This window comes from Cohnella sp. LGH (assembly GCF_017671885.1).
GTDB lineage: Bacteria > Bacillota > Bacilli > Paenibacillales > Paenibacillaceae > Cohnella > Cohnella phaseoli.
Window position 1 is genome coordinate 7,981,261 of the sequence record NZ_CP072117.1, and the last position, 24,804, is coordinate 8,006,064.

Here is a 24,804-nt window from a genome sequence, read left to right on the forward strand (position 1 = left end):
CCACCTTTACGTCCCTAAATGTTAATGCCCCGAATATTCGGACAATACCAGCTTGCGAGTCACCAAGTCTCCGTCGGACAGCAGCGTCACGTTGACAGTCTGACCTGGAAGAAACGCCTTCAGCAGCTCGTTCAGCTCGACGTTCGTCGAGACTTGTTTCCCGTTCACGGAATAGAGCTGATCCCCGGCGGAAATGCCGACTTTCCTCGCATTCGGCGAAGCGGCTCCGAGCACGGTCATCGGCTCCTCCGTAGGCAGCCCAACGACCGCCGACCAGCTCTCTTCCAGCTCCAAGCCAAGAGAGGCCCGCTTCACTTTGCCGTATTTATCGAAATGATCCAGCACGTATCGCACCGTATCCGCTGGAATGGCGAAGCCCATACTATCGATATCGACATCGACGAACTTCATCGAGTTAATGCCGACGACCTCTCCTTTCAAATTCACGAGCGGACCGCCGCTATTGCCCGGATTAATCGCCGCATCCGTCTGCAGCAAATTATAATCGGAAGAGACCGAGCGGTTCATCCCGCTGATCACGCCCACGGTGGCTGTATTGCGCAGCGAGAAGGAGACGGGCGTTCCAATCGCGATTACCGTTTCTCCCACCTCCACCTTCAGCGGAGCCGCGGCAAGCTTGGCAGGCTTGAAGCCCTTCGCATTGATCTTCACCAGAGCCAGGTCGCTTGCCGGATCGATCTGCTTGCGGGTTCCGGTATATTCCTTGCCGTCGGACGTGACGACAACGATTCGCTCCATATCCTGAACGACGTGCGCATTCGTCACAATCCATCCGTCGCTCTTGACGAATACGCCCGTTCCGTGGGATAGCGCGAACCGGCTCGCGTTTTTCTCGTCCGCCGGTTTTCCGATGATCGCCACGACCGAAGGCGATACTTTCTTGATCACGTCGGGTACGAGAGAGGCTTTCACATACAACTCGCCGTCAATGACCCGAGTCGACGGCCCTTCCTTACTCCCCGCAGCAATAACGCCGCTCGTTGACATCGTCAAAGCCAACAGCGCCGTCGCCAGCATCATGACGACTTTCCGTTGCCGATTTCCTCTCAACAACTTCCTCTCCCAACTTTTTCAAATAAACAGATTTACTTTATCATAGATTCCAGCGAATGGAAATGAAAAAATACATACGTCGAAACGTTGCACGAAATCACAAAAAAAACAAGCCCAAAGCTCCGCAGCCTAGGCTTGTTTATGTATCGCGGTATTTTCCTTACCAGCCGCTGATCATCTTGAAATCAGCCGCAAGGAATACGAGAAGACAGACTGTGGCAAATCCGATTGCAAGCATGTTTTTGCGAGGCCTCTGCAGCAGCAGACGCACTAAACCGATTGCAATGAGAACCGTGAAAATCAGCATGAAAATGTCGAAATGCGAGTATGTGCTCTCCACAGCTTCCGTTGCCGCTTCGGCTAGAAACATTAAGGGGACCTCCTTTATCTGACCTAATGAACCCATCTTTATCTATGTTATCTTCTGAGCGTCCTCGTTGCAAGTCCAATATTGGTCTCGTAACAACTTTGTCACACATTTCTAGCTCCGGCTCGACCGACCTGCGTTAGGGTTAGTATCCGTAAGATAGAAGAATCGTATTCCAAAATCCGGTTGGTGATAAATGATTTGCACCTGCGTTCGGATTCCAAAGAATGGGAAGTGTCGTTTTGTCCATACTAATGGAGAATCCAAGAAAGGGGCAGAACACGACATGAAACGTTATTTGCACGCTTTGCTGACCTTTACCGCGCTGGCCCTCGCCATCCCGGCGGTTGCTTCCGCCCATCCGGACGGTCATCACCACCACGATCACCAGCACCCGGCCCGGCCGAACATCGATTGGAGCGCGATGCCTGCCGATATTCAAGCGTTAAAGACCCAGCTCGATCAAATTAAAACGGAGCAGAAAAGCTTGTTCCAACAGATGAAATCCCAGAACGAGCAGATCAGGGAAGCTGGAAAGGCACTGTCGAAGGACAAGCGCAAATCGCTCAAGCAACCTGCCAAGCTGCTGATCGAGAAAATGAAAGCCTCCAAAGAAGCGATCCGCGAAATGCGCGATCTTAAGCGTGAATCATGGAGCAGTTTCCATGAGCATGCCGAGAAGAAGCAGTGGGCTGCCGCCAAAACCGATATGGAAACGATTGTGAAGCAGAAGCGGCAAATTATCGAGAAGCAGCAAAATATCGTTAGGCTGCAGAAGCAGCTGATTACTTTGATTGGCCCTTCGGCTCAATCCTAGGGCGTGTCTGAAAACCCGCTCAGGGGCACCTTTCACCGCCTTTTCGCCCCCTGCTGCGTCACTTTTGCTTGACGTACCTCCGGTACGCCTTCACAAAAGTTCCTTGCATGGAACGAAAATTCAGCAAAATTTGCTGCCCTCGGAGTATTCAGACACGCCCTAGATTACGGGCGCCCCACTACCTGAAGATCACGCAGTGATCGGCCGCGATGCGGTCAGGCGGTGCGGGCGTCTTTCTTATTCATAGGGAGATCGAGAGGGAACTGCTGCTCGTCAAGCTGACAGCCGAGCCCGAGATGAAGGCCGAGCTGTTAAGCCTCATCGAGACGTTCCGCTCTTCGATCGTCGACGTCGCGCCGCGGACTCTCATCGTTCAAGCGGTCGGCGATCGCGACAAGAACGATGCCTTCCTCCGGCTTCTGCGCCCTTACGTCATTCTCGAAATCGCTCGTACCGGGGAAACGGCGATGCTTCGGGAGTGAAATTAAAAGGGATTTATTCGGGTTGGACGCTGTTGGCGCCGCTGTAGAGCGCTGTTAGTTCAAACCGCTGAGTGGAATGTATACGCCTTGTTGATTGAAAGCGGAAAATCCGCTTTAAATTCGCTGCCGAGTGCTTTTTGGGCTAATTAAAGCGGGTTCTCCACCTTATTTTCTCATTTTTCCTTTTTTAGAGAAATTAAGTCGGATTTTCCGCTCTAAATCTGCGTAGAATTCTCTTTCGACAAAATCAGCGCGGATTTCCCGCTCTAAATTCTCGACACTCCCCTTCAACCGAGGCGAACCACCAAAATTCAGCTATCTACCCCGAGAGAATATAAAGGAGCAGGCCGCGGGCCTGCTCCTTCTTAACATCTATACAACGACGACTGCAGCGATCAAACCTTGGACATAGCCGCTTCCGTGCGAGCGCGATCCCGCTCCAGAACCGGGCCGAGATACTTGCCCGTATAGGACTTGTCGACGGCGGATACGTCCTCCGGCGTGCCGGTGGCGATAATCGTTCCGCCTCCGCTGCCGCCCTCCGGCCCCAGATCGACCAAATAATCCGCCGTCTTAATGACGTCCAGATTATGCTCGATAACGAGTACGCTCTCCCCGGAATCGACGAGACGGTGCAGCACTTGAAGCAACCGATCGATGTCGTCGACGTGAAGCCCTGTCGTCGGCTCGTCCAAAATATACAGCGTCTTGCCCGTGCTCCGACGGTACAGTTCCGCTGCAAGCTTAACGCGCTGCGCCTCTCCGCCCGACAGCGTCGTCGCCGGCTGGCCGAGATCCATATAGCCGAGTCCGACGTCCATCAGCGTCTGCAGCTTGCGGTGAATGCGAGGAAGATTGACGAAAAACTCCGTCGCGTCCTCGATTGTCATCTCCAGCACTTCGGCAATATTCTTGCCCTTGTATTTCACTTCCAGCGTCTCGCGATTATAGCGCTTGCCTTTGCAGATTTCGCAAGGCACGTAGACGTCCGGCAGAAAGTGCATCTCGATCTTGATAATGCCGTCGCCCTTGCACGCTTCGCAGCGGCCGCCCTTGACGTTAAAGCTAAAGCGGCCTTTCTTGTAGCCTCTCACCTTGGCTTCGTTCGTCATCGCGAACACGTCGCGAATGTCGTCGAATACGCCGGTATACGTCGCCGGATTGGAGCGCGGCGTGCGACCGATCGGAGACTGGTCGATGTCGATGACCTTGTCCAGATGCTCCAGGCCGATAAATTCCTTATACTGACCCGGTCGCGTCTTCGCCTTGTTCAAGTCGCGAGCCAGCGTCTTGTACAGAATCTCGTTCACGAGCGTCGACTTGCCGGAGCCGGATACGCCGGTCACCGCCGTGAATACGCCGAGCGGGAACTTGGCGTTCAGATTCTTAAGGTTGTTCTCCTTCGCTCCCTTGATCTCCACCCATTTGCCATTCGGCTTGCGGCGGTTCAGAGGAACGGGGATGAACTTGCGGCCGCTCAGGTAAGCCCCGGTCAGCGAGTTCTCGTTCTCCATTACTTCCGACGGCGTGCCTTCGGCGATGACCTGTCCTCCGTGCTTGCCCGCTCCCGGCCCGATGTCGACGATCCAATCGGCGGCCATCATCGTGTCCTCGTCATGCTCGACGACGATCAGCGTATTGCCGAGGTCGCGCATATGGTTCAGCGTCTGGATCAGCCGGTCGTTGTCCCGCTGATGCAGGCCGATGCTCGGCTCGTCCAGAATATACAGCACGCCCATCAGGCTGGAGCCGATCTGCGTCGCAAGTCGGATCCGCTGCGCTTCGCCGCCAGACAGCGTACCGGCCGCGCGGGAGAGCGTCAAATATTCGAGACCGACGTTAACGAGGAAGCCCAGCCGGTTGTTGATCTCCTTGAGAATCAGGTTGGCGATCGACAGCTCCTTCTCGGTCAGATCGAGGCCGGAGAAGAAGCGCTGCGCTTCGCCGATGGACAGCGAGGTGACGTGAGCAATATTCTGCGCGCCCACCGTAACGGCTAGCACTTCCCTCTTCAAGCGCTGTCCGCGGCACTTGCCGCAAGGCTTGGCGGACATATACACTTCGATAAACTCGCGAATGCCTTCGGAGCCGGTCTCCCGATAGCGGCGTTCCAGGTTGTGGACGACGCCCTCGAACGGCACCTGCGCATCGCGCGTATGGCCGAATTCGTTCTCGTAGCGGAAGCGGATGCGTTCTCCGCCCGTTCCGAACAGAATGATCTGCAAATGCTTGTCCTGCAGCTGTTCGATCGGCACGTCGGTCGGTATGCCGTAATGCGCGCACACCGCGTTCAGAAATTGCGGATAATAGTTGGAGGTGCTGCCCGCCCAGGCCTCGAACGCGCCCTCTTCGATGCTCTTGGAGCGATCGGGGACAAGCAATTCGGGATCGACGATCATCTTGACGCCAAGCCCGTCGCACTCCGGACAAGCGCCGAAAGGCGAGTTGAAGGAGAACATGCGCGGAGCCAGCTCATCCATCGAGAAGCCGCATTCCGGACAAGCAAGATTGGAGTTGAACATCAGTTCTTCCTTATCGATAATGTCGACGAGAACTTGACCCCCGGACAGCTTCAGCGCCATCTCAAGCGAGTCGGCAAGCCGCGTCTGCACATCGTCCTTGACGACAATGCGGTCGACGACGACCTCGATCGAATGCTTCTTGTTCTTCTCCAGCTCGATCTTCTCGGAGAGATCGCGGATCTCTCCGTTGACGCGAACGCGCACGAAGCCCTGCTTCTGCACGTCGGCCAGCAGCTTGGCGTGTTCGCCCTTGCGCCCCGATACGACAGGAGCCAGAATCTGCAGACGCGTCCGCTCGGGATATTCCATAATGCGGTCGACCATCTGCTCGACCGTCTGGGAAGTAATCTCGATGCCGTGATCCGGACAATGAGGCTTGCCGACACGGGCGTACATGAGACGCAAGTAATCGTAAATCTCCGTGACCGTGCCTACGGTCGAACGGGGGTTGCGGCTCGTCGTCTTCTGGTCGATGGAAATCGCCGGAGACAAGCCGTCTATGGAATCGACGTCAGGTTTATCCATCTGCCCGAGAAACTGACGGGCGTAAGCGGACAAAGACTCGACATAGCGGCGCTGCCCTTCGGCGTAAATCGTGTCGAAGGCGAGCGAGGATTTGCCCGAGCCGGACAGCCCGGTTAGCACGACAAACTTGTCGCGCGGAATCGTAACGTCGATGTTCTTCAGGTTATGGGCGCGAGCGCCCTTAATGACGATCTGCTCGTTAGCCAAAACGAAAAAGCCCCTTTCGCGACAAGGCGGGGGCTGCTCTTCCAGCTTGACCGTCCGCAGTCGCACTCCGTATAGGAATGTACGTTCCCGTTAATTATACCGAACTGAGGACGGCCTTGCAAATAGATTTGAGAGGATGTTCAAAAAGTCAACTTTTGATGACGAAGTAAAGCAGGAAGCGGATTCGACATCGAATCTTGAATTCAGCCGGGCCTTCCGGTGCTCACGTAGGTTTTCCTACGCTCTGCTCCTCACTCCCTAAGCCTCATCCAACCTTCTTGGTCCTGAAAAGCCGACTTTTTGAACACGAACTTGTATGGAAGGTCTACGAAAAGCTACATCGTAGCCTTCAGCTCAAGCAACGCGTCGCGGAGCTCTGCGGCGCGCTCGAACTGCAGGCTCTTCGCCGCTTCCTTCATCTCGAACTCCAGACGCTCGATGACAGAAGCGCGATCCTTCTTCGATAGCTTGCTGAGATCCTCTGCGCCGGTCAGGAACGAGCTCTTCGTTTCTACGGCTTTCGTCGCTTCGATCAAGTCTCTGACTTTCTTGATGATCGTCTGCGGCGTAATGCCATGCTGTTCGTTGTAAGCCAGCTGAATGGCGCGGCGTCGCTCAGTCTCGCTGATCGCCCGCTCCATCGAATCGGTTATCCTATCTCCGTACATAATGACGCGGCCTTCGGCATTCCGCGCCGCACGGCCGATCGTCTGAATAAGCGAGCGCTCCGAACGGAGAAACCCTTCCTTATCGGCGTCCAGAATCGACACCAGACTGACCTCCGGCAAATCGAGTCCTTCCCGCAACAGGTTGATGCCGACGAGCACATCGAACGTCCCCAGCCGCAGGTCGCGCAGAATCGCCATCCGCTCCAACGTCTTGATGTCCGAGTGCAAGTAGCGAACCTTGATACCGACTTCCTTCATATAATCGGTCAGATCCTCGGACATCTTCTTCGTCAGCGTCGTTACCAGCACGCGCTCGTCCTTCGCGATCCGGTCGCGAATCTCTCCAAGCAGATCGTCGATCTGCCCCTTGGTCGGACGTACCTCGATAATCGGGTCGACCAGTCCCGTCGGACGGATGATCTGCTCGACGACGGTTGGACAGTGCTCCAGCTCGTAAGGTCCCGGCGTTGCGGAAACGTAGATCAACTGCTTCGCCTTCTGCTCGAATTCCTCGAAACGAAGCGGACGGTTATCCTTGGCCGACGGCAGGCGGAAGCCATGATCGACGAGCACCGACTTCCGGGCCTGGTCACCGTTGTACATCGCCCGCACCTGCGGCAGCGTAACGTGCGACTCGTCGATGACGACGACGAAGTCGTCCGGGAAAAAGTCCATCAGCGTGTACGGGGTAGCGCCGCGCTCGCGGAACGTCATCGGCCCCGAATAGTTCTCGATGCCGGAGCAAAAGCCCATCTCGGCCATCATCTCCAGATCGTACCGCGTGCGCTGCTCCAGCCGCTGCGCTTCAAGCAGCTTGCCCTGCTCTCTCAGCTCGGCCAGCCGTTCCTCCAGCTCGCGCTCGATGTTCACGAGCGCCCGCTTCATTTTCTCCTCGCCGGTAACGAAGTGAGACCCCGGGAAAATGACGACGTGCTCTCGTTCGCCCGTAATCTCGCCCGTCAGCACGTCGATCTCCGTGATCCGTTCGATCTCGTCCCCGAACATCTCGACGCGAATCGCCGAATCCCCCCGCGACACCGGGAAAATCTCAATCACATCGCCGCGCACGCGGAACGTGCCCCGGACGAAGTTGAGATCGTTGCGCTCGTACTGAATGTCGATCAACTTGTGCAAAATGGCGTTGCGAGACTTCTCCATCCCCACTCTCAGGCTGAGCCTGAGATCGCGGTACTCCTCGGGAGAACCGAGACCGTAAATGCAGGACACGCTCGCCACGATAATGACGTCGCGCCGCTCGAACAGCGCCGCCGTGGAGGAGTGACGCATCTTATCGATTTCGTCGTTGATGCTGGAATCCTTCTCGATATACGTATCGGTAGACGGTATATACGCCTCGGGCTGATAGTAATCATAATAACTGACGAAGTATTCCACCGAGTTCTCCGGGAAAAACTCCTTGAACTCGCTGCACAGCTGCATCGCCAGCGTCTTATTATGAGCGATCACGAGCGTCGGGCGGTTCACCTTCGCGATCGTCTGGGCGATTGTAAAAGTCTTTCCCGTCCCCGTCGCCCCGAGCAGCGTCTGATGCCTCTTGCCCGCCGCTATACCTTCCGCAAGCTGGCTGATCGCACCCGGCTGGTCGCCGGAAGGCGCGTACTCCGAAACCAGGTTAAACGGCTTATTCAACAATTCCGTATCGGCCATCCGTTATCGTTGCCCCTTTCCGCATCCGCAGCTGCACGTGATCGGTTCAATCCCGTTCTTCTCTGCGAATCGTTCGTTTATATCCGTCCCGTCAACAGAATGTGTGTTCCCATCTATTATATCGGTTTGTCGGCGAAGCGTCAAAAGAGCCCGCGCCCAAGACGGGGTCGGATTTTGGCGATTATGCAGCAAACTTTCGTCTTTTTATGATACGATATAACTAATTGAACATATTCGCTAAAAAATCGCCTTTCGAGCGTTCGGAGGCAGACTGGAGAGTGACGCATGGGTTTGTTTGATTTCATTAAAGGACAGTTCATAGAAGTCATCGAATGGCTCGACGATCGGGGGATTGTCGTCTATCGCTTCCCGGCCTACGACAACGCGATCAAGATGGGAGCAAAGCTCATCGTCCGCGAATCCCAAGCCGCTATTTTCGTTAACGAAGGGCAGATTGCCGACGTTTTCGGCCCTGGCACCTATACACTAAGCACGCAAAACATGCCTGTGCTTACAGCTCTTAAATCGTGGAAGCACGGCTTCAACTCCCCATTCAAATCGGACGTTTACTTCGTGAACATGACCACCTTTACCGATCAAAAATGGGGCACGACAAACCCGGTCATTATGCGCGATCCCGAGTTCGGGATGATTCGGATGCGAGGCTTCGGCAATTATTCCTTCCGAGTGCAGGATCCCGTCATCTTTTTGCGCGATATTTTCGGAACGAAAAAGGAGTTCACGACCGCTGGCATCACCGGCTATCTGAAAGCGGTCGTCGTATCCGGAATCAGCGATCTCGTCGGCGAAGCGAAAATTCCGGTGCTCGACTTGGCGAGCTCCTACGACGAGCTCGGACGAATGACTGCGGAGAAGCTGCTGCCGAACTTTGCGGCGATCGGTCTTGCTCTGACGAACGTAACGATCGAAAACCTGTCGCTGCCGCCGGAAGTGGAGCAGATGATCGACCGCAAATCGTCGATGAACATCGCCGGCAACCTGGATCAATATATGAAGTATCAGACGGCCGAAGCGCTTCGCGAAGCCGCGAACAACCCGCACGGCGGCGCGGCGGGCGCAGGCGCGGAGTTGGGCGCGGGCATGGCGATGGGTCAGATGATGGGACAAATGTTCCAGCAGATGAACTCGGGGGGCGGCGCGGCGGGCGCGGCCGGGCAAGCTTCTGCAGGCCAGAGCTCGACGGGGCAAGGGGCGGCTCCGGGAGATGCGGGGCAGCAGGGGCAAGCTTCAGGCAGCAAGAAGTTCTGCTCCGAATGCGGAAGCCGGCTGAACGAGAACGCGAAATTCTGTTCCGATTGCGGAAGTAAACTTTAGCCGGAGGCGTCATTTAGATGAATAACGCTGCGACCGCGATTCGATTCCCGTGCCCCAGCTGTGCGGGTCCGATGGTATTCGATGCGGAAAGTCAAAACTTGAAATGCCAATATTGCGGAGCGAATAAGGAAATCGAGAAAATTCTCGACGAGCCCGTGGAGCATGCCTTCAACCGGCGCGACGAGAATCTGGATCGCCTGCAGGACTGGGGTGCGCAGCAACAGGCAATTCACTGCGAGACATGCGGCGGAGAGACGCTGATCCCGGCGGGGCAGACGACGTCCACCTGCGTCTTCTGCGGCTCTCCGAAGGTGCTAAGCCAAGAAAATGTACGCAGCATCCGCCCGGAATCCGTTATCCCCTTCCGGGTATCGCGCGATGAGGCGCTCACCTCGTTCGCCCGTTGGAAGAAAAAGAAATATTTTATGCCTAATCACTTCAAAAAAACCGATGTCGACTCCCAGTTGAACGGGATCTATATCCCCTACTGGACTTACGACACCGAGACGTATTCGGTTTACTCCGCAGAGGTTGGCATATATCACTACCGGACGGTAACCAAGACGAGGGTCGTCAACGGCAAAACCGAGACGTACACCGCCCAGGAGAGATACACCGTCTGGCATTCTACGCGAGGGGATTACGGCAGGAGCTTCGACGACATTCTCATCCCGGCTTCAGGGCACTATAACTCCGATTTGCTAAAGGAGCTGGGAGATTTCAAGCTGTCCGAGCTTCACGGCTACAAGCCGGAGTATTTGAGCGGCTACATCTCGGAGCGTTATTCCATCACTCGCGAGGAAGGCTGGGAGAAGGCACAGCAGCGAGCCGACAGTACGCTTAATACGGAAATCCGCAGTGTGATCGGCGGGGACGAAATCCGCAACCTGCGCATCCGGACTACGTACAATGCCATCACTTATAAACATCTGCTGCTCCCGGTATGGAACGCCAACTACGTCTACAAATCGAAGAAGTATTACTACATGGTGAACGGTCAGACGGGAACCGTCTCCGGACGCGTTCCCCGCAGCGCCCTCAAAATCACTCTGTTCACGCTATTCCTGCTGGGTATCGTCGGCTCCATCGTCTGGTTTATCGCCAGCCACCCGGAAATCACCTCGACTACAACATAACAAAGCGAAGTTCGGTTCATCGCCGGACTTCTTTTTTTTTTGCCTTCGACAGATAGTTGACTCCTTTCGATATTTAGCTTATCATCTAAATATAAGATTTAGATATTTATCTAAATATCGAAAACACCACCCTCGCGAAAGGAGGGGCCGCTTTTATGAACGACGCGTTCAAGGCGCTTTCAGATCCGACAAGACGCAAAATTCTCCAGCTGCTGAAAGACCGGGACATGTCTGCGGGAGAGATCGCCGACCACTTCGACATCTCCAAGCCGAGTATTTCCCATCATCTGAGCATCCTGAAGCAGGCGCAGCTCGTTCAAGACGAAAGACAAGGACAGAGTATCATCTATTCCCTCAACATGTCCGTGATGCAGGAAGCCATGAGCTGGTTTCTCGGCATGATCGGGACTAAAGGAGAGACGCCCAATGACTGACGGCAACGACAAAAAAACGACCCTATGGTCAAAAAACGACTGGCTGCTGCTTGGCATGAACATCGCGATTTTTATCACACTGTTCCTTGTATTCAATTCCCGGCTTCCCGACACTGTCGCCTCCCACTATAACATCAACGGCGAAGCCGATCGCACGATGACAAAATGGAGCTTCTGGCTCTTCAACGCCGCGTTCACAGTTGCGCTGCCCGCTCTGCTGTCCCTGATGCGTTACGTTGATCCCCGAAAAAGCAATTACAGCCGATTCGAAGGCTACTATCATCTGATGCGTTGGGCGATTAGCCTTTTCTTCCAATCTGTAATGCTGATTGTCATTCTGGACAATACCGGCCATAAAATGCCGATGCTCAATCTGGTGCTCGGAGGAATCGGGCTGTTGTGGATTATTATCGGCAACCGCATGGGGCAAGTGCGCAGCAACTTCTTCATCGGCATCCGTACGCCCTGGGCGCTTATGGATGAGCGCAATTGGCGTTTGACTCACCGTCTAGCCGGTCGCTTGTGGTTCATAGCCGGCATCGTGATGTTCGTGTCCGCCTGGTTTGCCTCAATGCAATGGATAGCGGCAATCGTTATTATATGCGCCTTGGCGAGCGCTCTGGTTCCCGCCATCTATTCTTACCTGATTTTCAAAAATAAAACGGAGGTATGACCCATGAAAAAAATTAGAAAAACCGCCCTGATCGCAACCGCATCCGCCATGCTTCTATCCGCAATCCCGTTATCGTCCTCTGCCGCCTCAGCGACTGCTTTTAAGCTTAACATCGACGGTCAAGCGCTTCTCTTCCCCGATGCCCAGCCGTACAGGAGCGGCAATGACGTCATGGTCCCGCTTCGTCCAACCGCGCAAGCGCTGGGCTTCAAGGTCGAATACGTTCCCGCTTCCAAGGAAGCCGCAATCACCGGCTCCGCCGTAACGGCAACCGTCAAGTCGGGCAGCAACGAAGCGCATATCGGAGGCCAAGCCAGCATCGCGTTTGGCGCCAATGCAGTCGTCAAATCCAACCGTATGTTCGTCCCGCTCTCCTTCTTCGAGAGAACGCTCGGCTTGCAAACGGCCATTCATGAAGATAGCGCAACGGCTTCTATTCTCACGGCGAAGGCTAGCGAAAACGCCGTGAGGACAATTGTCGAGAAGCTCGTTGCGGGCGAATATGAACAGCTGTCCGGCACTTATTTCGATAACGCACTGCAGAAAGCAGTACCGCCTGAAGCGCTGAAAGCCGGCTGGGAGCAAACGGTTGCTCCAGTCGGAAAATATAGCGGAATCGAAGCGATTCAAGTAAATGCCGCAGCTGCCGATCAGCCTCAGTTCATCGCTCTATTAGCCTTTGCCAAAGCAAAAGTCGCACTAACGCTAGCCCTGAACACCGACAATCAAGTTACCGGGATATGGATAAAGCTTGTTGCGGAGCAAACTCCCGTTCCGGCCGGCCTAATCGAGGAGGAAGTCACCGTCGGAGAAGGAACGAAGTATCCTCTTCCAGGCACGCTTACACTGCCCAAAAACAGCTCCGGCAAGCTGCCCGCCGTCGTTCTCGTCCACGGCTCAGGCTCAACAGACCGGGACGAAACCGTCGGCCCCGCCAAGCCGTTCCGCGATCTTGCCTGGGGGCTTGCCGAGCAGGGGATCGCCGTCTTGCGCTACGACAAGAGAACGTTCGCTCATGGACAGAGCTTCACCCCCGATATGCTCTTATCCTTCACGGTTAAGGATGAGACGGTCGACGATGCTATCGCGGCGGCGAAGCTGCTGAAGGCTGACCCGCGCATTGACTCCTCGAAGGTGTTTGTCGTTGGCCACAGCCTGGGCGGCATGCTAGCCCCCCGCATCGACGCCGACGGAGGAGATTTCGCCGGACTTGCGATTCTGGCAGGCTCTCCCCGCACGCTGTGGGAAATTATCGCCGACCAGAACGCTGCGGCGATCGCCACAATGAAAGACGGCGATCCGGCTAAAGCCGCCAACACGGAGCTCGTCGCCGCCGAGGTTAAGAAAGCGCAAGCTCTTGCCGGCCTTACCGACGATGAAGCGAAAAAACAAACCTTATTCGGCATCCCGGCTTACTACTTCAAGGAAATGGACAGCCGCGGTGCCGACGGCATCGCCGCCAAGCTGACCAAGCCGGTGCTCGTACTGCAGGGCGAGGCCGACGTCCAAGTGTATGCGGATAAAGATTATATTCAATGGCAGGAAACCTTGAAAAACAACAGTAAAGCATCCTTTAAGCTGTATCCGGGCCTTAACCATTTCTTTGCGAAAGACAAGGACGGGCATGTCGACGCGCAAGTCATTCGGGATATCGCCGACTGGATTATCAAGTAATCGCGATTACTCGCCTCCGATTGCCTTAAGACCGACTACAGCCGAAACTACAAGCGCAAGGAAAAAAATTCTCCGGGGCTGGCGGGGCTCTCCATACAGCAGCATGCCGACGAGCGTTCCGCCGACCGTCCCGATCGCAGTCCATACCGCATATGCGGTTCCCATAGAGATCGACTTCATCGCTACGGACAGCAGACTAAAGCTGATTATAAAGCCCAAGACAAGCATGAGCATGCTCAGCTTGTCTTTTTTCTCCTTCAGCCGATTCATGGCAAGCACGCCCACAACCTCAAACAGCCCCGCGAAGACAAGCGCAATCCACGCCATTATTCGCTCACCCCCTTCGCTTTGACATCCGTCGTCATTTTCAGTCCCCCGATACCGACAATCAGCACGGCGACAAGGAGCAGCTTGACCGCATTCCACTCCGCACCGAAAAACAAAGACTCCGCCAGCACCGCACCCGCCGCTCCGATCCCCGTAAACACCGCATATACAGTGCCGACGGGCAAGTCGCGCGTTGCCCGCAGCAATCCCGCGAAGCTGAGTACGATGCCGACGACGGTCAGCGCCCATTCTCCCAAATTCGACGCATGCTTCAAGCCGGATACCCAGCCTACCTCGCACACACCGGCCGCAAGCAGCAATAACCAGGATCGATTCATGATTTCATACACCTCCGAATGTAGTGTGTCCCGCCGCCTCCAGTACTTCCGGCCGAACGACAAAAAAAGCCCGAAGCATCGCAGACCTTCGCGATCCGTGCAGGCGTCGCGGGTCGTCATCGATACTCCCGGGCTTTTATCCCTCCGTGTTCATCCCGCCACAACGGCGAAGATGCGCTCCCTCTCGGACCGAACCGGCGTTTGCTGCGCCGTGGAACCCTAGGGATCCTATTCCTGATGATCACTTAAAAATACTAAACCTTCCGCCCCTTGTCAAGACTTCATCCGGACATGGGCGGCGCGGGGAGGCAAGCCGATTTCTTCCTCCGCCTTCTTCCGCTCGGCCTCCGCCAGCGCCTCCGCAGCAGCTTGCGAAGCGGCCGCTTGTTCGGCTGCGGCCAGCTCCGCCTCGCGGCGAGCTTCCTGCTGCCTCATCGTTGGAGAGTTCCTTAGACGCCGTGCTCCCGCTTCTCTTAGCCCTTGCCAGATCGACGCAGAGCGCGGCGAGGCCACGAACTCGATGTCGTCGTCCGGAGCCGGAATAAGCCCCAGCTGATAATGCTCGCCCTCGTAACGCGCTCTTTGGAGGAACTTGACGTGTCCTTCGCGATTGACGACCTCCAGTTTGCAATAGGCCGATTGAAGCTGCAATGCGGCATGCAGTTCCATCTTGTTGCGCACGACGGCCCCGTTAACTTTTTTGATGACTTCTCCGGCCTGCAAGCCAAGCTCGGCCGCCGGCGTTCCGGGGAGCACCGCCAACACCTTTACTCCTGTTCCGTCCTGGGAGTACAAAGGATCTTTGCCTGCTTCTCCGATCCGGCTAATCCATAGCAAGCCTTCATGCAGCAGGAAGGCTGCTGCCGAAGCGATCGCGACAAGCGGAGACCAGTAGACAGCGCAGACGGCCAACAAGGCGATAATCACGCCGTAAAGCATTAGCAGATTGCCCGACATCCCGGCCTTGCGTTCCGGCCAATTGGTCGCCGTTCGGTCGCTGAAACCGATCAAAACCGGAAAAGCCAGGAAGCTCCAGGCCGCCGCATCGCCGCCGAACAAAGGCGCCCACGGCAACGTAAACCCGCCGCTCGATGAAGGCACAAGCCAGAGCAGCGGAATGGGCCATACACCGGCAATCGCGTATGCCCCCATTGGCTTGCCTCGTTTCCCTTGCAGAAACAGAGGAATCGCAATCGTCCCTCTCTGCAATCGGACGAGAAAACCTTCCGCGATATGGAGAACGCCTGCTATGAAGAGCAGAGCAGGAACGTCGATCGCCAGAAGCATCCTCAACGCTTCTGCGACAGCCGAACCTTGGGCGGCCTCTATTCCGGCCCATTCCACCCCGGACTGCAGCAGACCGAGCGCCCCCGCAGCGTATGCCAGGCACACGTACCTGAAGCGAAACAACGCTAACACGGCCATTGCGATCCAGACGAACATTAAAGTCTCGCCGTTCAGAACGGCGCCGGCTCCCAGGCCGACCACGGAAAGAACGATCCCGACAGCCAGCCCGGACGCCGTTCTCGTCAGCGTTAACCGCATTGCGCCGTATAGACGAACATGATATAGCCTGCGCTGCAGCGTGACTGTATGACGGGTATGCCACCATACGAGCGCAATCGCAATATAAAAATATGGAAAAGTGAACAGACCGACCGCGGCTTGTCCAGCCTCTTTAAGTATATTCAAAAGATCATCCATCGCGCCTCTCCTCTTCCTTGCAACTCAACGCACGCCAACGCAAAAAAGGAAGCTGATCGAGATCAACCTCCTAATTGATATTCGACGGCGCGAGGGAAAATCCTTCTCCCGCCGTTTTTTTGAAACACACCATTTTATGGAGATTCCGATGACTCCAGCAGCTTGCGGGCTTCGGCGAGCGCCGTCTGCCACTGGGCGTCGTTGGTTTTATCCTGAATAATGGAGTAGAGCTTCTCTTCCAGCCGTTGGGCTGTTGCGGAATCGACTTCGCCGGTCTTCGGCAGCGATTCGTCGGCCTGGAATCGTTCGACGGCCTGCTTGGTCTTCTCGCTGTAATAGCCGTCCCTGCGGTCCGTCGGATAACCGACGCCCGACAGAATCGTTTGCAAATTCCCGATGTCTCCGCCGGTCGAATCGAGCTTCAGCACCCGGTCTCGCGGCAGCCGCCACGCCAGAAAATAATCGGGCTGAGCGACCGGAACATCCGGCTTAAGCCCCTGCTCGTTGATCCAGGTCCCGTCCGGAAGCAGCCATTTGTATACGGTCAGCTTGATCAGACTGTCATCGCCCAATTCACTGTTGAAGTGAACCTGTACGGTTCCTTTGCCGTAGCTCGTATCTCCTACAAGCACGGCGCCGGCCGATTGCTTCAGAGCGCCTGCCAATATTTCCGACGCGCTGGCGCTGCCTTTGTTGATCAGCACGACTAGCGGGTACCGCTCGCCGTTCTTCGCCCCATGCTCGGCAACGTCCACTTTGCGCTGGCCGTCGCGATATTCCGATTGCACGATCGGCTTGCCTTTCTCCAGCAACTGATCGGCAACTTCCACGACCGACTGAAGATACCCTCCCGGGTTGTTCCGAACATCGATCACGAGAGCCTTAAGTCCCTGGCTCTTCATCGCTTCGAGCTCTTCGGCCACTTGCGACGCCGTCTCGCTCGTGAACTGATTGATGAACAGATGCCCGATGCCGTCCTCCCCGACCTCCGAACCGACCGCGATCGGGTCGATCCGGTCGCGAACAAGCTCCAGGTCCAGCGGTTCCGCCCTGCCTGCCCGCTGTACCTTCAGCTTAGCTTTGGTTCCCTTCGGCCCCCTAATCTTGGCTATAGCTTCGCTTAGGGATAAGCCGTACAGGCTTTCCCCGTTAATCGAGAGAAGCACGTCGCGCGATTGCAGTCCCGCCCTCTCAGCGGGAGAGCCCCGAATCGGCGCTTCGACGACTACCGCCCCTTTTTCCATTCTCAGCTCTGCGCCAATGCCCGTGAATGCCCCTTGAAGGGCGTCAACGTACGCATCGGCTTCGTCAGCCGACTTATATATGGAATACGGATCGCTTAGCGATTCCACCATGCCTTGCAGCGCTCCGTCGAGCAGCCTGTTGCGGTCGGCAGGAAGGAGATAACGCTTCTCGATCAGAGACACGGCCTTGTTGAGCTTGTCGATCTCGCTCTGTCGAAGGCCTTCCTGAGTCTGTCCGTTTCCCCAGACCGCCGTCCCTGTCGCTATTCCGTTCCACCTCGGAAATTCAAGGACGGCATAGGTCGCGACGCAGGCCGTTACTGCCGTTAGCGCCATCAATGCCGCGACTGTGCGACCTCTGAATCCCACATGCCCCACTCCCCAAAATTTTCCTCGTCTATCATCTTATAGAGGTTATTCAAAAAGTCCGATTTTGATCACGAAGCCTCCCAGGAAGCCTACTCGACGTCGAATCTTGAATTCAGCCGGAACTTCCGGTGCTCACGTAGCTCCCACTACGCTCCGCTCCTCATTTCCTAGCTTCATCCAACCTTCTTGGTGCTGAAAACCGGACTTTTTGAACTCACACTTATAGTTAGATTATGACAGGCTTAGTTCATTTAGACAATTCCTGTCCAAAAAGAAGCAGCCGATTCTCGACGATTCGTCGGGAGTCGACTGCCCTTGACCGTTACTTCAAATAAGGCGCCGGATCGACCGGCTCGGAGTTTTTGCGGACTTCGAAATGCAAGTGATTGCCTGTCGATTGACCCGTAGATCCGACCAGTCCAATCTTTTCTCCGCGTTTCACCGTATCGCCTTTTTTCGCCAAAATCTCGCTCATGTGCCCGTACAGCGTCCACAAGCCGCCGCCGTGATCGATAATGACGCAGTTTCCGTAGCCGCTCCACGATTGAGCGATGATGACAACGCCCGTCTCCGCAGCATAGATCGGCGTTCCCTTAGGCGCAGCCATGTCCATGCCCGCATGCAGCTTCTTGGAGCCCGTAATCGGATGAATCCTGTAGCCGAACGGAGAAGATAATCGGTACTCCGACTTCAAAGGCATCCCCAGCTTGCCGCCCGTGTAGTAAGTCTTAATCCGGTTCTTCTTCGCTTCCAGCTCGGAAGCCTTCTTCGCCAGCTCCGTGAGCTGCTTGGCCGATTCCTCGCTAATCTCTTCCAGCTCTTCGATCTCCACCGCCAGCTTGGCGATCAGCACTTCCTTGTCCTTCTCTTCCTGCTCCAAGGTCGACTTATGCTGCTCGATCTCTTCGTACAGCAAGCGGATTTCTTCAAGCTCCTGCTCGCTCTGGAGCTTCAAGGCGGCAACCTCGTCTGCATACTTCTTCTTCTCGTCGAGGATATTGCGATCCTGTACGGCGATCGCCTCTACCGCATCGTACCGCTCCAGGAAATCGGAGAAGCTAGAGGAGCTGAGCAGTACGTCCAGGAACGATACCGGTCCTGCCGTATAGGCCATCTTGACCCGCGACGCCATCAACTGATCGCGGTTGTCGCGCTGCTTGATTGCATTCTCCAGCTCCACGCCCGTCTGGATCAGCTTCTCTTCCGACTCTGCGATTTTCACTTGCGTATTTTCCAATCGCTTCTGTACCGTCTCGATCCGGCCCAGCAGCTTCTCGATGTCTTCCTTGGTCGCTTCCTGCTTGCCTGTCAGCTCTTGAACCGTCTTCTCCGCATATCTCTGGTTGTGGGCCGCTCGGTCCATATCCTTCTTGAGCTGCTTAAGATCCTGCTCGATCTTCTCCAGCTCCGTCTTAGCCTGTCCATCATACGGTCGGCCGACCAGACCGACAACCAACAGCATCGCGAGTAACAGCAACAGCTTCTTTTTCACTAGGCTCCTCCTCTGAATAGCGTGGACGTATTCCACAATATCATTAGACCCTTAAGTATCTGCGTACTGAAATCGTGCTTCCGAATATCCCGAGCAGCGTTCCCAGCCCGATTATCGCGCCGCCTACGCTGTTCATGACTTCGTCCATCGTCGCGAACTGGATCATGTACAACCCTACGGTTGCGCTGGTCGACTCGACCATCTGAGAATATCCGAACATTAGAATAACGGCGCTCACCAGCGAACCGAAAAATCCGATAATCGCCCCTTCGATGAAAAAAGGCCAACGGATAAAGCTATTCGTGGCTCCGACCAGCTTCATGATCGAAATTTCCCTGCGCCGCGCAATAATCGTCGTCTTGATCGTCGTCGAGATCAGGAACATCGCCATTACGGTCAAACCGAGCACGATGACGATTCCGATGTTGCGTACCGCATTCGTGATGCTGAACAGCTTCTCAATCGTGTCTTTGCCGTATTTGACCCGCTCGATCGACTTCTCGGGGTCGGTTAGATTAATCGCTTCGATCTGCTTGGCAATATAGGCGATCTGCTGCGGATCGAATGCTTCGATCTCGAAGGAATCCGGCAGCGGATTGTTCTCTTCGTCGTATCCGTCAAGCGCTTCGCGCCCTTCTTCGCCCATGCTCTCGCGAAACCGCTGCAGCCCCTCTGCCTTGGAGACAAAAGTGACCGTCTTGACCTGGGGAATCCGCTTGATCAGCCTCCCGACCTCCTCCGCTTTCGCTTCGGCGGTCCCGGTCTGCAAGTAAACGTTGATCTGGACCTGGCTGTCCAACTGATCGGCCAGCTTGTTGACGTTCATGGCCAGAAGCATAAAGACGCCGAGAATAAACAGGGAAATGCCGATGGAGCTCATCGAGGCGAAGGTCATCCAGCCGTTGCGGCCGACGTTCTTGAGGCCCTCCCGAATATGGCGGAGAATCGTGCTAAATTTCATAGCCGTATTCTCCTCTCGCCTGATCGCGCACAATGGTTCCCCGTTCGATGGCGATTACGCGCTTGCGCATCGTATTCACGATCTCCTTGTTGTGGGTAGCCATGACGATCGTCGTGCCGCGAAAATTAATCTCCTCCAACAGGTTCATAATGCCCCATGAAGTCTCGGGGTCCAGGTTTCCCGTAGGCTCGTCCGCTACGATTACCGCAGGATTGTTGACGATCGCGCGAGCGATCGCGATTCTCTGCTGCTCGCCCCCCGACAGCTGCGCCGGCAGGCTGCCCGCCTTATGCTTCAGGCCGACAAGCTCGAGCACTTCCATCGTTCTGCGACGAATGAGACGGCGCGGCGTCTCGATGACTTCCATCGCGAACGCCACGTTCTCGAAAGCCGTCAGCTTCGGGAGAAGCTTGTAGTCTTGGAAAACAACCCCTATGTTGCGTCTCACGAACGGAATTTTGCGATGCTTCAGTTTTCCTATATTAAAGCCGTTGACCGAGATTTGTCCCTTCGATGGATATTCTTCCCGGTAAATCAGCTTCATGAAGGTGGACTTACCCGCACCGGACGGACCCACAATGTACACGAATTCGTTGCGGTCGATCACAACGTTAATGCTTTGAAGAGCTGTCGTGCCGTCTGGATAGGTCTTCCAGATGTCCTGCATTTCGATCACGGTATCACTTCCTGTTAAGATTCAGACTTTAGATACTTCGACATCATGCCTCATTTTCCTCTCTCTGTCGATCGATTGCCCGGGAAATCTGTCGAAGGCGCGGACTTCCGAGCCTTATTGGGCTTGGGCTTCAGCCATTTGTTTAGAAATTTTTAATTTTTGGAAAGAACGAATCGATGAAACCGCAGTATAACTCATTAGAAACATTTTACAGACGTTTGCGGTCATTTGATCGCAGGAAAGGCGGGTAGAAAACGACAATGACGCAGACGATGAATACAAGACAGTCCCGTCACGCCGTAAGCAGAAGGAGGAAGGGGTCCGGCATGAAAAAACTCGGCATAATCGTTCTTATCTTCGTATTCTTACTGGTTGGCGCAGGAGTCGGCAGCGCGATGAGCTACGGAAGCGATCAAGCTCTGCCGGACGGCTTCCGCGTCGGCGGACTCGAGCTCGGCGGCAAGTCGCCGGAGGAGGCTTTGGCAACGATCCAGGCGCGCATAGCGGAAGCGCAGGCCGTTCAAGTGTCGCTGGATCCGAGCAGTCTCGGAGGGCCGGTCAGCGCGGTTAGTACGACGGGAGCGAGTTCGAGCGCGGGCATTCCGGCTTTGACGCTTGAGGAGCTCGGCTTACGAATCGCGGCTGACGAGGCGATCCAGGCGATCGAGCGCCGCCTAGATTACTCCTGGTGGGAACGGGCGAAGCTGCGGATTTATGGCGAACAGGGAGCCTCATACGGCATTGACGTGGCGTGGGATTCGGAACGGCTGGAGCTGGCCGCGAAGCAGGCATGGGGAGACCTCGTGCGGGAAAAAGGGGCCGACGCGAGCCGTACGATCGACGAACGCGACAATGTCGTGTACACACCGGAAAAGATGGGCCGGAGCATCGAACTGGGCCCGGCGATTGAAGCCATCCGCGGGCTGGCCCCGTCCTCGTTGGCGGATATCGGCAGCAGCTCGCGGCTCGTCCCGGCCGCTATCGTCGAGACGCCTCCCGAAATTACGGTCGCCAAGCTGAGGGAAGAAGGGCTTGAGCGCAAAATTGTCGAATTCACCACATCGTTCACTACAAGCGGAGAAGGTCGCTCGCACAATGTCACCGCAGCCGCCCTGTCGCTGAACGACACGCTGCTGCAGCCGGGGGAAGTGTTCGAATACGGCAAAATCGTCGCCAAAGCGGAGAAAGAACACGGCTACAAGGAAGCTCCGGTTATTCTTAAGGGCAAGCTGACGCCCGGCATCGGCGGCGGCATCTGCCAGGTGTCGAGTACGCTGTACAACGCCGCGCTGCTGGCCGGGCTGGAGATCGTCGAGCGACGCAATCATTCGCTGCCGGTCAGCTACTTGCCGCGCGGACTCGACGCCACGTTCGCGGACGGCTACGTCAACTTCAAGTTCCGCAACTCTACCGGCAAACAGCTGCTGATCCGCACCGTCGTCGCGGACAAAACGGTCACGGTCAAGCTGTTCGGAACGATGGACGAACGCGTATCCTACAAAACGGAAACCGCTCAAGTGAAAGTTAACCCGCCGAAAACGGTCTACGTCGCCGACAGCTCCGTCGCGCTAGGCAAGCAGAGCGTGCTGCAGAAGGGCGAGAACGGCTATATTGTCGAGGCGTTCCTCGTGAAGCTGATCGATGGAAAAACCACTGAGCGCAAAAAGCTGTCCAAGGACACGTATCGCACGCAAGACACGATGATCGCCGTCCACCCGAACGACCCGCGGCTGAAGCCTCAGGGCGCCGAACAGACGCCGGGCGGCGGATCGGGCTCGGAGCCGGCTCCCAATACTCCGGCTCCGGAAGACGGCGTTATTGTAGAGCCGGTGTGAGGGAAGCATGACGCTGTAAGATAAGCAAACGGCCAGGCTGTGGAGTGGAGGCCATGAATGTGCCTTGGCTCCTCCCAAGCTGTGAGGTGGGGGCCATAAATGTGCCTTGGCTCCTCCCAAGCTGCGAGGTGGAGGCCAAGAATGTGCCTTGGACCCGCTCGATCTGCGAGGTGGAGGCCACGGATTGCTCCACTACCAGCACGTCATATTGGCCTTCGTTCAAATCCGGTTATTCGCGAGCATTCGACATCGCCGCCTCCAGCCATTTCGTGCAGTTTTCCCGATCCCAGCCGTCGATCTCGCTCTCCCGCTCCAAAGCCTCCCGCCAATGAGTCGCAGCCTCCTCCCACCGCTGTTCGATGGCGCAAAGCTGGCCCAACGATTGCGAGAGGATGGAGCGAAGCTTGGTAGAGACAAAATTATAGTAGCTCGTCAGTTCAGCTGCGTCGGCGCTAGGCTCGATGGACGACGATTTGTGGGTGGCAGAGTCGTCAGAGGAATTGGATGCTGCAGCATGCTTGTTCGATGAGTCGGTTGTCCCAAGTTCGGCGGACGACGGCCCACTTGCGGCAAGAGGCGATTCGAGAATGGCCAACGCCCGCCGGCATTCGGCGATTCGAGCACGGGGAACGGCTCCGTCATCCGCGGCCGGTTGCCAGTCGAAAACGGCTTCCCCGTCCGTCCTCAGCCACGTATCGGTAAATCTGAGCTTGAAAAACTCCGTATTGTACGCCGTGAGTCCAGACAAGGCGTCCGAGAGCCGCTCCAGCTTCACTCGGCAGATCTCGGCTCGCGATCCATACAGATGACGGCATAAGCGATCAATCGCCGTTCCCGTCTCTTCTCCACCCCAAGACATCCGGGCAAACACGTAAAGATTCGGCCACATCGCGGCTCGCTCCGAGTCCATCTCCCGTCCGGCGTCGGCTGCCGTCACCGCCTGTCCCTCGATCTCCTCCCGGATAATACGGACCGACTTGCCGTAAGGCACGATTAAGCTCATGACGCCGGTCGCCCCGATGCGACGAAAATAAGCCATGTCCTCTCCGATCGTTCGAAACAGCGGTGGGAACAAGGAGGTCAGCATCCAGTAGTCGGAGTAATATTCGAACGCCGTCCAGCCGGTTCCGAATGTCTCGCACGCCTCCGCCCATCGGTCGACAGCCGCTTTGAACCTGACGTCGCGCGGCAGCGTCGGCGCCTCGAACGAGTCCCGATAGTTCCGCCCCCAGCAGGCGATCAAAGTATCCAGCTCGCTTGATGCCGGAACGTCCTCCAACATGCGCCATTCCAACTGCGCATTGTAGGCGATGTGCTCTACGTTTACCTCGATGCCATTCGTCTCGAACGCTTGGCGAAGCCGATCGAGAAACCCTGTATAAGCGGCTATGAACCCGGCTTCGCGGCAAGCGGTACAGCCGCATACGCGCTTGTTGTCGTTGGGCCACAGCGACAGCGTCCGCAGCACGACGCCCTTTTCCAGCTCCCGCTCCACGAAAGAGACGATGTTTCCAATCATGACCTTGACGCCTGCCTCGCACGAGTAGCACGGCTGATCGGTCATTCGTACGCCTTCCTCGCCCGCCAAGGCAAACCATTCCGGATGCACCGGATAAAGCTCCGCCGTCGGGAAAAACCGGCCCAAATTATGGCCGCCCAATGTCAGCCTCAATTGGCGTTTAGCAAGCTCGGGCCTTAATTGTTCCGCGTCCCTCTCCCATAGCTCGATTGTAAAAAACAGATCGTTTAAGCCGTTTTTGGCGGACCAATCGATGAGAGCCAGTGCGTATTCGGACGTCTCCGCGCTTTCCAGGACGATCCCCCTTCTCGGAAACGACGGTTTGAAGCGTCGGCTGCCGGTTATCGTTGCGGGTTTGTCCATGGGAACTGAGCGGTGTTCAGGCGTCGGCCAGGCGATTCCCGTATGCTCCTCCAGAAAGCGATAGGCGCCATACAATACCGCTCTTGGGCTGCCGCCAACGATGACTATGCAGCCGTTCTCGGCGGCAAGCGCAAACTCCTCCTCCTGCATCTCGTCTCCGGGACCGGCCAAGCGAAGCGCAAGCCCGCCGTTTTCCGCCGCCCTCTCCTCCTCTACTGAACAACGATAGCCGGCAAGCGCCAGATGCGTCTTCAACTCGTCCGCAGCAAAGTGCAGCGTTTCATGAGGCGACGCGGGAAGAGATAGGAGCAAGCCGGATTCGCGATAGTCTGCTAGACAAAAGCTTTTTTCCTTTTTCAAAAGGATCATCTCCTTAAATATAAGGGAAGGCACG

20 protein-coding genes and 1 riboswitch are annotated in these 24,804 nt (G+C 56.0%); of the genes, 8 read left to right on the top strand and 12 right to left on the bottom strand.

All coding sequences use genetic code 11. From position 1 onward, the window contains the following. Positions 1-21: 21 nt before the first annotated feature. The gene (locus J4772_RS32910) at positions 22-1,071 is read right to left on the bottom strand and encodes a S1C family serine protease (protein ID WP_247740919.1); all 1,050 of its coding nucleotides are present in this window, start codon (positions 1,069-1,071) and stop codon (positions 22-24) included. Between the two features lie 163 nt (positions 1,072-1,234). Further along, on the bottom strand, positions 1,235-1,444 hold the full coding sequence (locus tag J4772_RS32915; RefSeq protein ID WP_209073096.1) for a hypothetical protein: 210 nt from the start codon (positions 1,442-1,444) through the stop codon (positions 1,235-1,237). 283 nt (positions 1,445-1,727) lie between these two features. Here J4772_RS32915 and J4772_RS32920 point away from each other — a divergent pair, with 283 nt between their 5' ends. Further along, the gene (locus tag J4772_RS32920) at positions 1,728-2,258 is read left to right on the top strand and encodes a hypothetical protein (RefSeq protein WP_209073097.1); all 531 of its coding nucleotides are present in this window, start codon (positions 1,728-1,730) and stop codon (positions 2,256-2,258) included. A 209-nt stretch (positions 2,259-2,467) separates the two neighbouring features. After that, positions 2,468-2,740, top strand: coding sequence for an acetolactate synthase small subunit (ilvN, locus tag J4772_RS32925; protein WP_209073098.1), 273 nt, complete (start codon positions 2,468-2,470; stop codon positions 2,738-2,740). 395 nt (positions 2,741-3,135) lie between these two features. Here the strand turns inward: ilvN and uvrA are convergent, their stop codons facing one another. Together uvrA and uvrB are read right to left on the bottom strand one after the other, a co-directional pair. Next, entirely contained in the window at positions 3,136-5,994 is a 2,859-nt protein-coding gene (gene uvrA, locus J4772_RS32930; RefSeq protein ID WP_209073099.1) for an excinuclease ABC subunit UvrA, read from the bottom strand. A 335-nt stretch (positions 5,995-6,329) separates the two neighbouring features. Beyond that, complete coding sequence (uvrB, locus tag J4772_RS32935; RefSeq protein ID WP_305827798.1) at positions 6,330-8,330, bottom strand: excinuclease ABC subunit UvrB; 2,001 nt, start codon at positions 8,328-8,330, stop codon at positions 6,330-6,332. 285 nt (positions 8,331-8,615) lie between these two features. On the opposite strand from uvrB, the gene J4772_RS32940 reads away from it, so the two are divergent. The 5 genes from J4772_RS32940 to J4772_RS32960 all read left to right on the top strand — a co-directional run bounded on the left by J4772_RS32940 (position 8,616) and on the right by J4772_RS32960 (position 13,582). After that, positions 8,616-9,665 (top strand): SPFH domain-containing protein, encoded by a 1,050-nt coding sequence (locus J4772_RS32940; RefSeq protein WP_209073100.1) that lies wholly within the window; start codon positions 8,616-8,618, stop codon positions 9,663-9,665. 17 nt (positions 9,666-9,682) lie between these two features. Beyond that, positions 9,683-10,801 carry a TFIIB-type zinc ribbon-containing protein gene (locus J4772_RS32945; protein WP_209073101.1) on the top strand — a complete coding sequence of 373 codons (1,119 nt, stop codon included), beginning with the start codon at positions 9,683-9,685 and terminating at the stop codon, positions 10,799-10,801. 155 nt (positions 10,802-10,956) lie between these two features. Next, positions 10,957-11,235, top strand: a complete 279-nt coding sequence (locus J4772_RS32950; RefSeq protein ID WP_116060573.1) for an autorepressor SdpR family transcription factor — start codon at positions 10,957-10,959, stop codon at positions 11,233-11,235. After that, the gene (locus J4772_RS32955; RefSeq protein ID WP_209073102.1) at positions 11,228-11,908 is read left to right on the top strand and encodes an SdpI family protein; all 681 of its coding nucleotides are present in this window, start codon (positions 11,228-11,230) and stop codon (positions 11,906-11,908) included. The genes J4772_RS32950 and J4772_RS32955 overlap by 8 nt, the downstream gene beginning before the upstream one ends. Before the next feature lie 3 nt (positions 11,909-11,911). Beyond that, positions 11,912-13,582 (top strand): alpha/beta fold hydrolase, encoded by a 1,671-nt coding sequence (locus J4772_RS32960; protein ID WP_209073103.1) that lies wholly within the window; start codon positions 11,912-11,914, stop codon positions 13,580-13,582. 6 nt (positions 13,583-13,588) lie between these two features. Here the strand turns inward: J4772_RS32960 and J4772_RS32965 are convergent, their stop codons facing one another. From J4772_RS32965 to ftsE, 7 genes are all read right to left on the bottom strand, one after another. Continuing rightward, a complete protein-coding gene (locus J4772_RS32965; protein WP_305827800.1) occupies positions 13,589-13,909 on the bottom strand; it encodes a DMT family transporter in 321 nt (106 codons plus the stop codon). After that, on the bottom strand, positions 13,909-14,247 hold the full coding sequence (locus tag J4772_RS32970; RefSeq protein ID WP_209073104.1) for a DMT family transporter: 339 nt from the start codon (positions 14,245-14,247) through the stop codon (positions 13,909-13,911). The genes J4772_RS32965 and J4772_RS32970 overlap by 1 nt, the downstream gene beginning before the upstream one ends. A gap of 123 nt (positions 14,248-14,370) precedes the next feature. Then, positions 14,371-14,481, bottom strand: a riboswitch (guanidine-I (ykkC/yxkD leader). A gap of 39 nt (positions 14,482-14,520) precedes the next feature. Continuing rightward, positions 14,521-15,951 (bottom strand): PDZ domain-containing protein, encoded by a 1,431-nt coding sequence (locus J4772_RS32975; protein WP_209073105.1) that lies wholly within the window; start codon positions 15,949-15,951, stop codon positions 14,521-14,523. A 134-nt stretch (positions 15,952-16,085) separates the two neighbouring features. Beyond that, the gene (locus tag J4772_RS32980; protein ID WP_209073106.1) at positions 16,086-17,564 is read right to left on the bottom strand and encodes a S41 family peptidase; all 1,479 of its coding nucleotides are present in this window, start codon (positions 17,562-17,564) and stop codon (positions 16,086-16,088) included. Between the two features lie 322 nt (positions 17,565-17,886). Continuing rightward, on the bottom strand, positions 17,887-19,056 hold the full coding sequence (locus J4772_RS32985; RefSeq protein ID WP_209073107.1) for a peptidoglycan DD-metalloendopeptidase family protein: 1,170 nt from the start codon (positions 19,054-19,056) through the stop codon (positions 17,887-17,889). 43 nt (positions 19,057-19,099) lie between these two features. Continuing rightward, complete coding sequence (gene ftsX, locus J4772_RS32990; protein WP_116060581.1) at positions 19,100-20,017, bottom strand: permease-like cell division protein FtsX; 918 nt, start codon at positions 20,015-20,017, stop codon at positions 19,100-19,102. Further along, positions 20,007-20,693, bottom strand: a complete 687-nt coding sequence (gene ftsE, locus J4772_RS32995; protein ID WP_116060582.1) for a cell division ATP-binding protein FtsE — start codon at positions 20,691-20,693, stop codon at positions 20,007-20,009. The genes ftsX and ftsE overlap by 11 nt, the downstream gene beginning before the upstream one ends. Before the next feature lie 326 nt (positions 20,694-21,019). Between ftsE and J4772_RS33000 the strand changes: the two genes are divergently transcribed. Next, positions 21,020-22,528, top strand: a complete 1,509-nt coding sequence (locus tag J4772_RS33000) for a VanW family protein (RefSeq protein WP_209073108.1) — start codon at positions 21,020-21,022, stop codon at positions 22,526-22,528. A 229-nt stretch (positions 22,529-22,757) separates the two neighbouring features. On the opposite strand, the gene J4772_RS33005 is transcribed toward J4772_RS33000, so the two are convergent. Beyond that, positions 22,758-24,770, bottom strand: coding sequence for a DUF4838 domain-containing protein (locus J4772_RS33005; protein WP_209073109.1), 2,013 nt, complete (start codon positions 24,768-24,770; stop codon positions 22,758-22,760). Between the last annotated feature and the right edge of the window lie 34 nt (positions 24,771-24,804).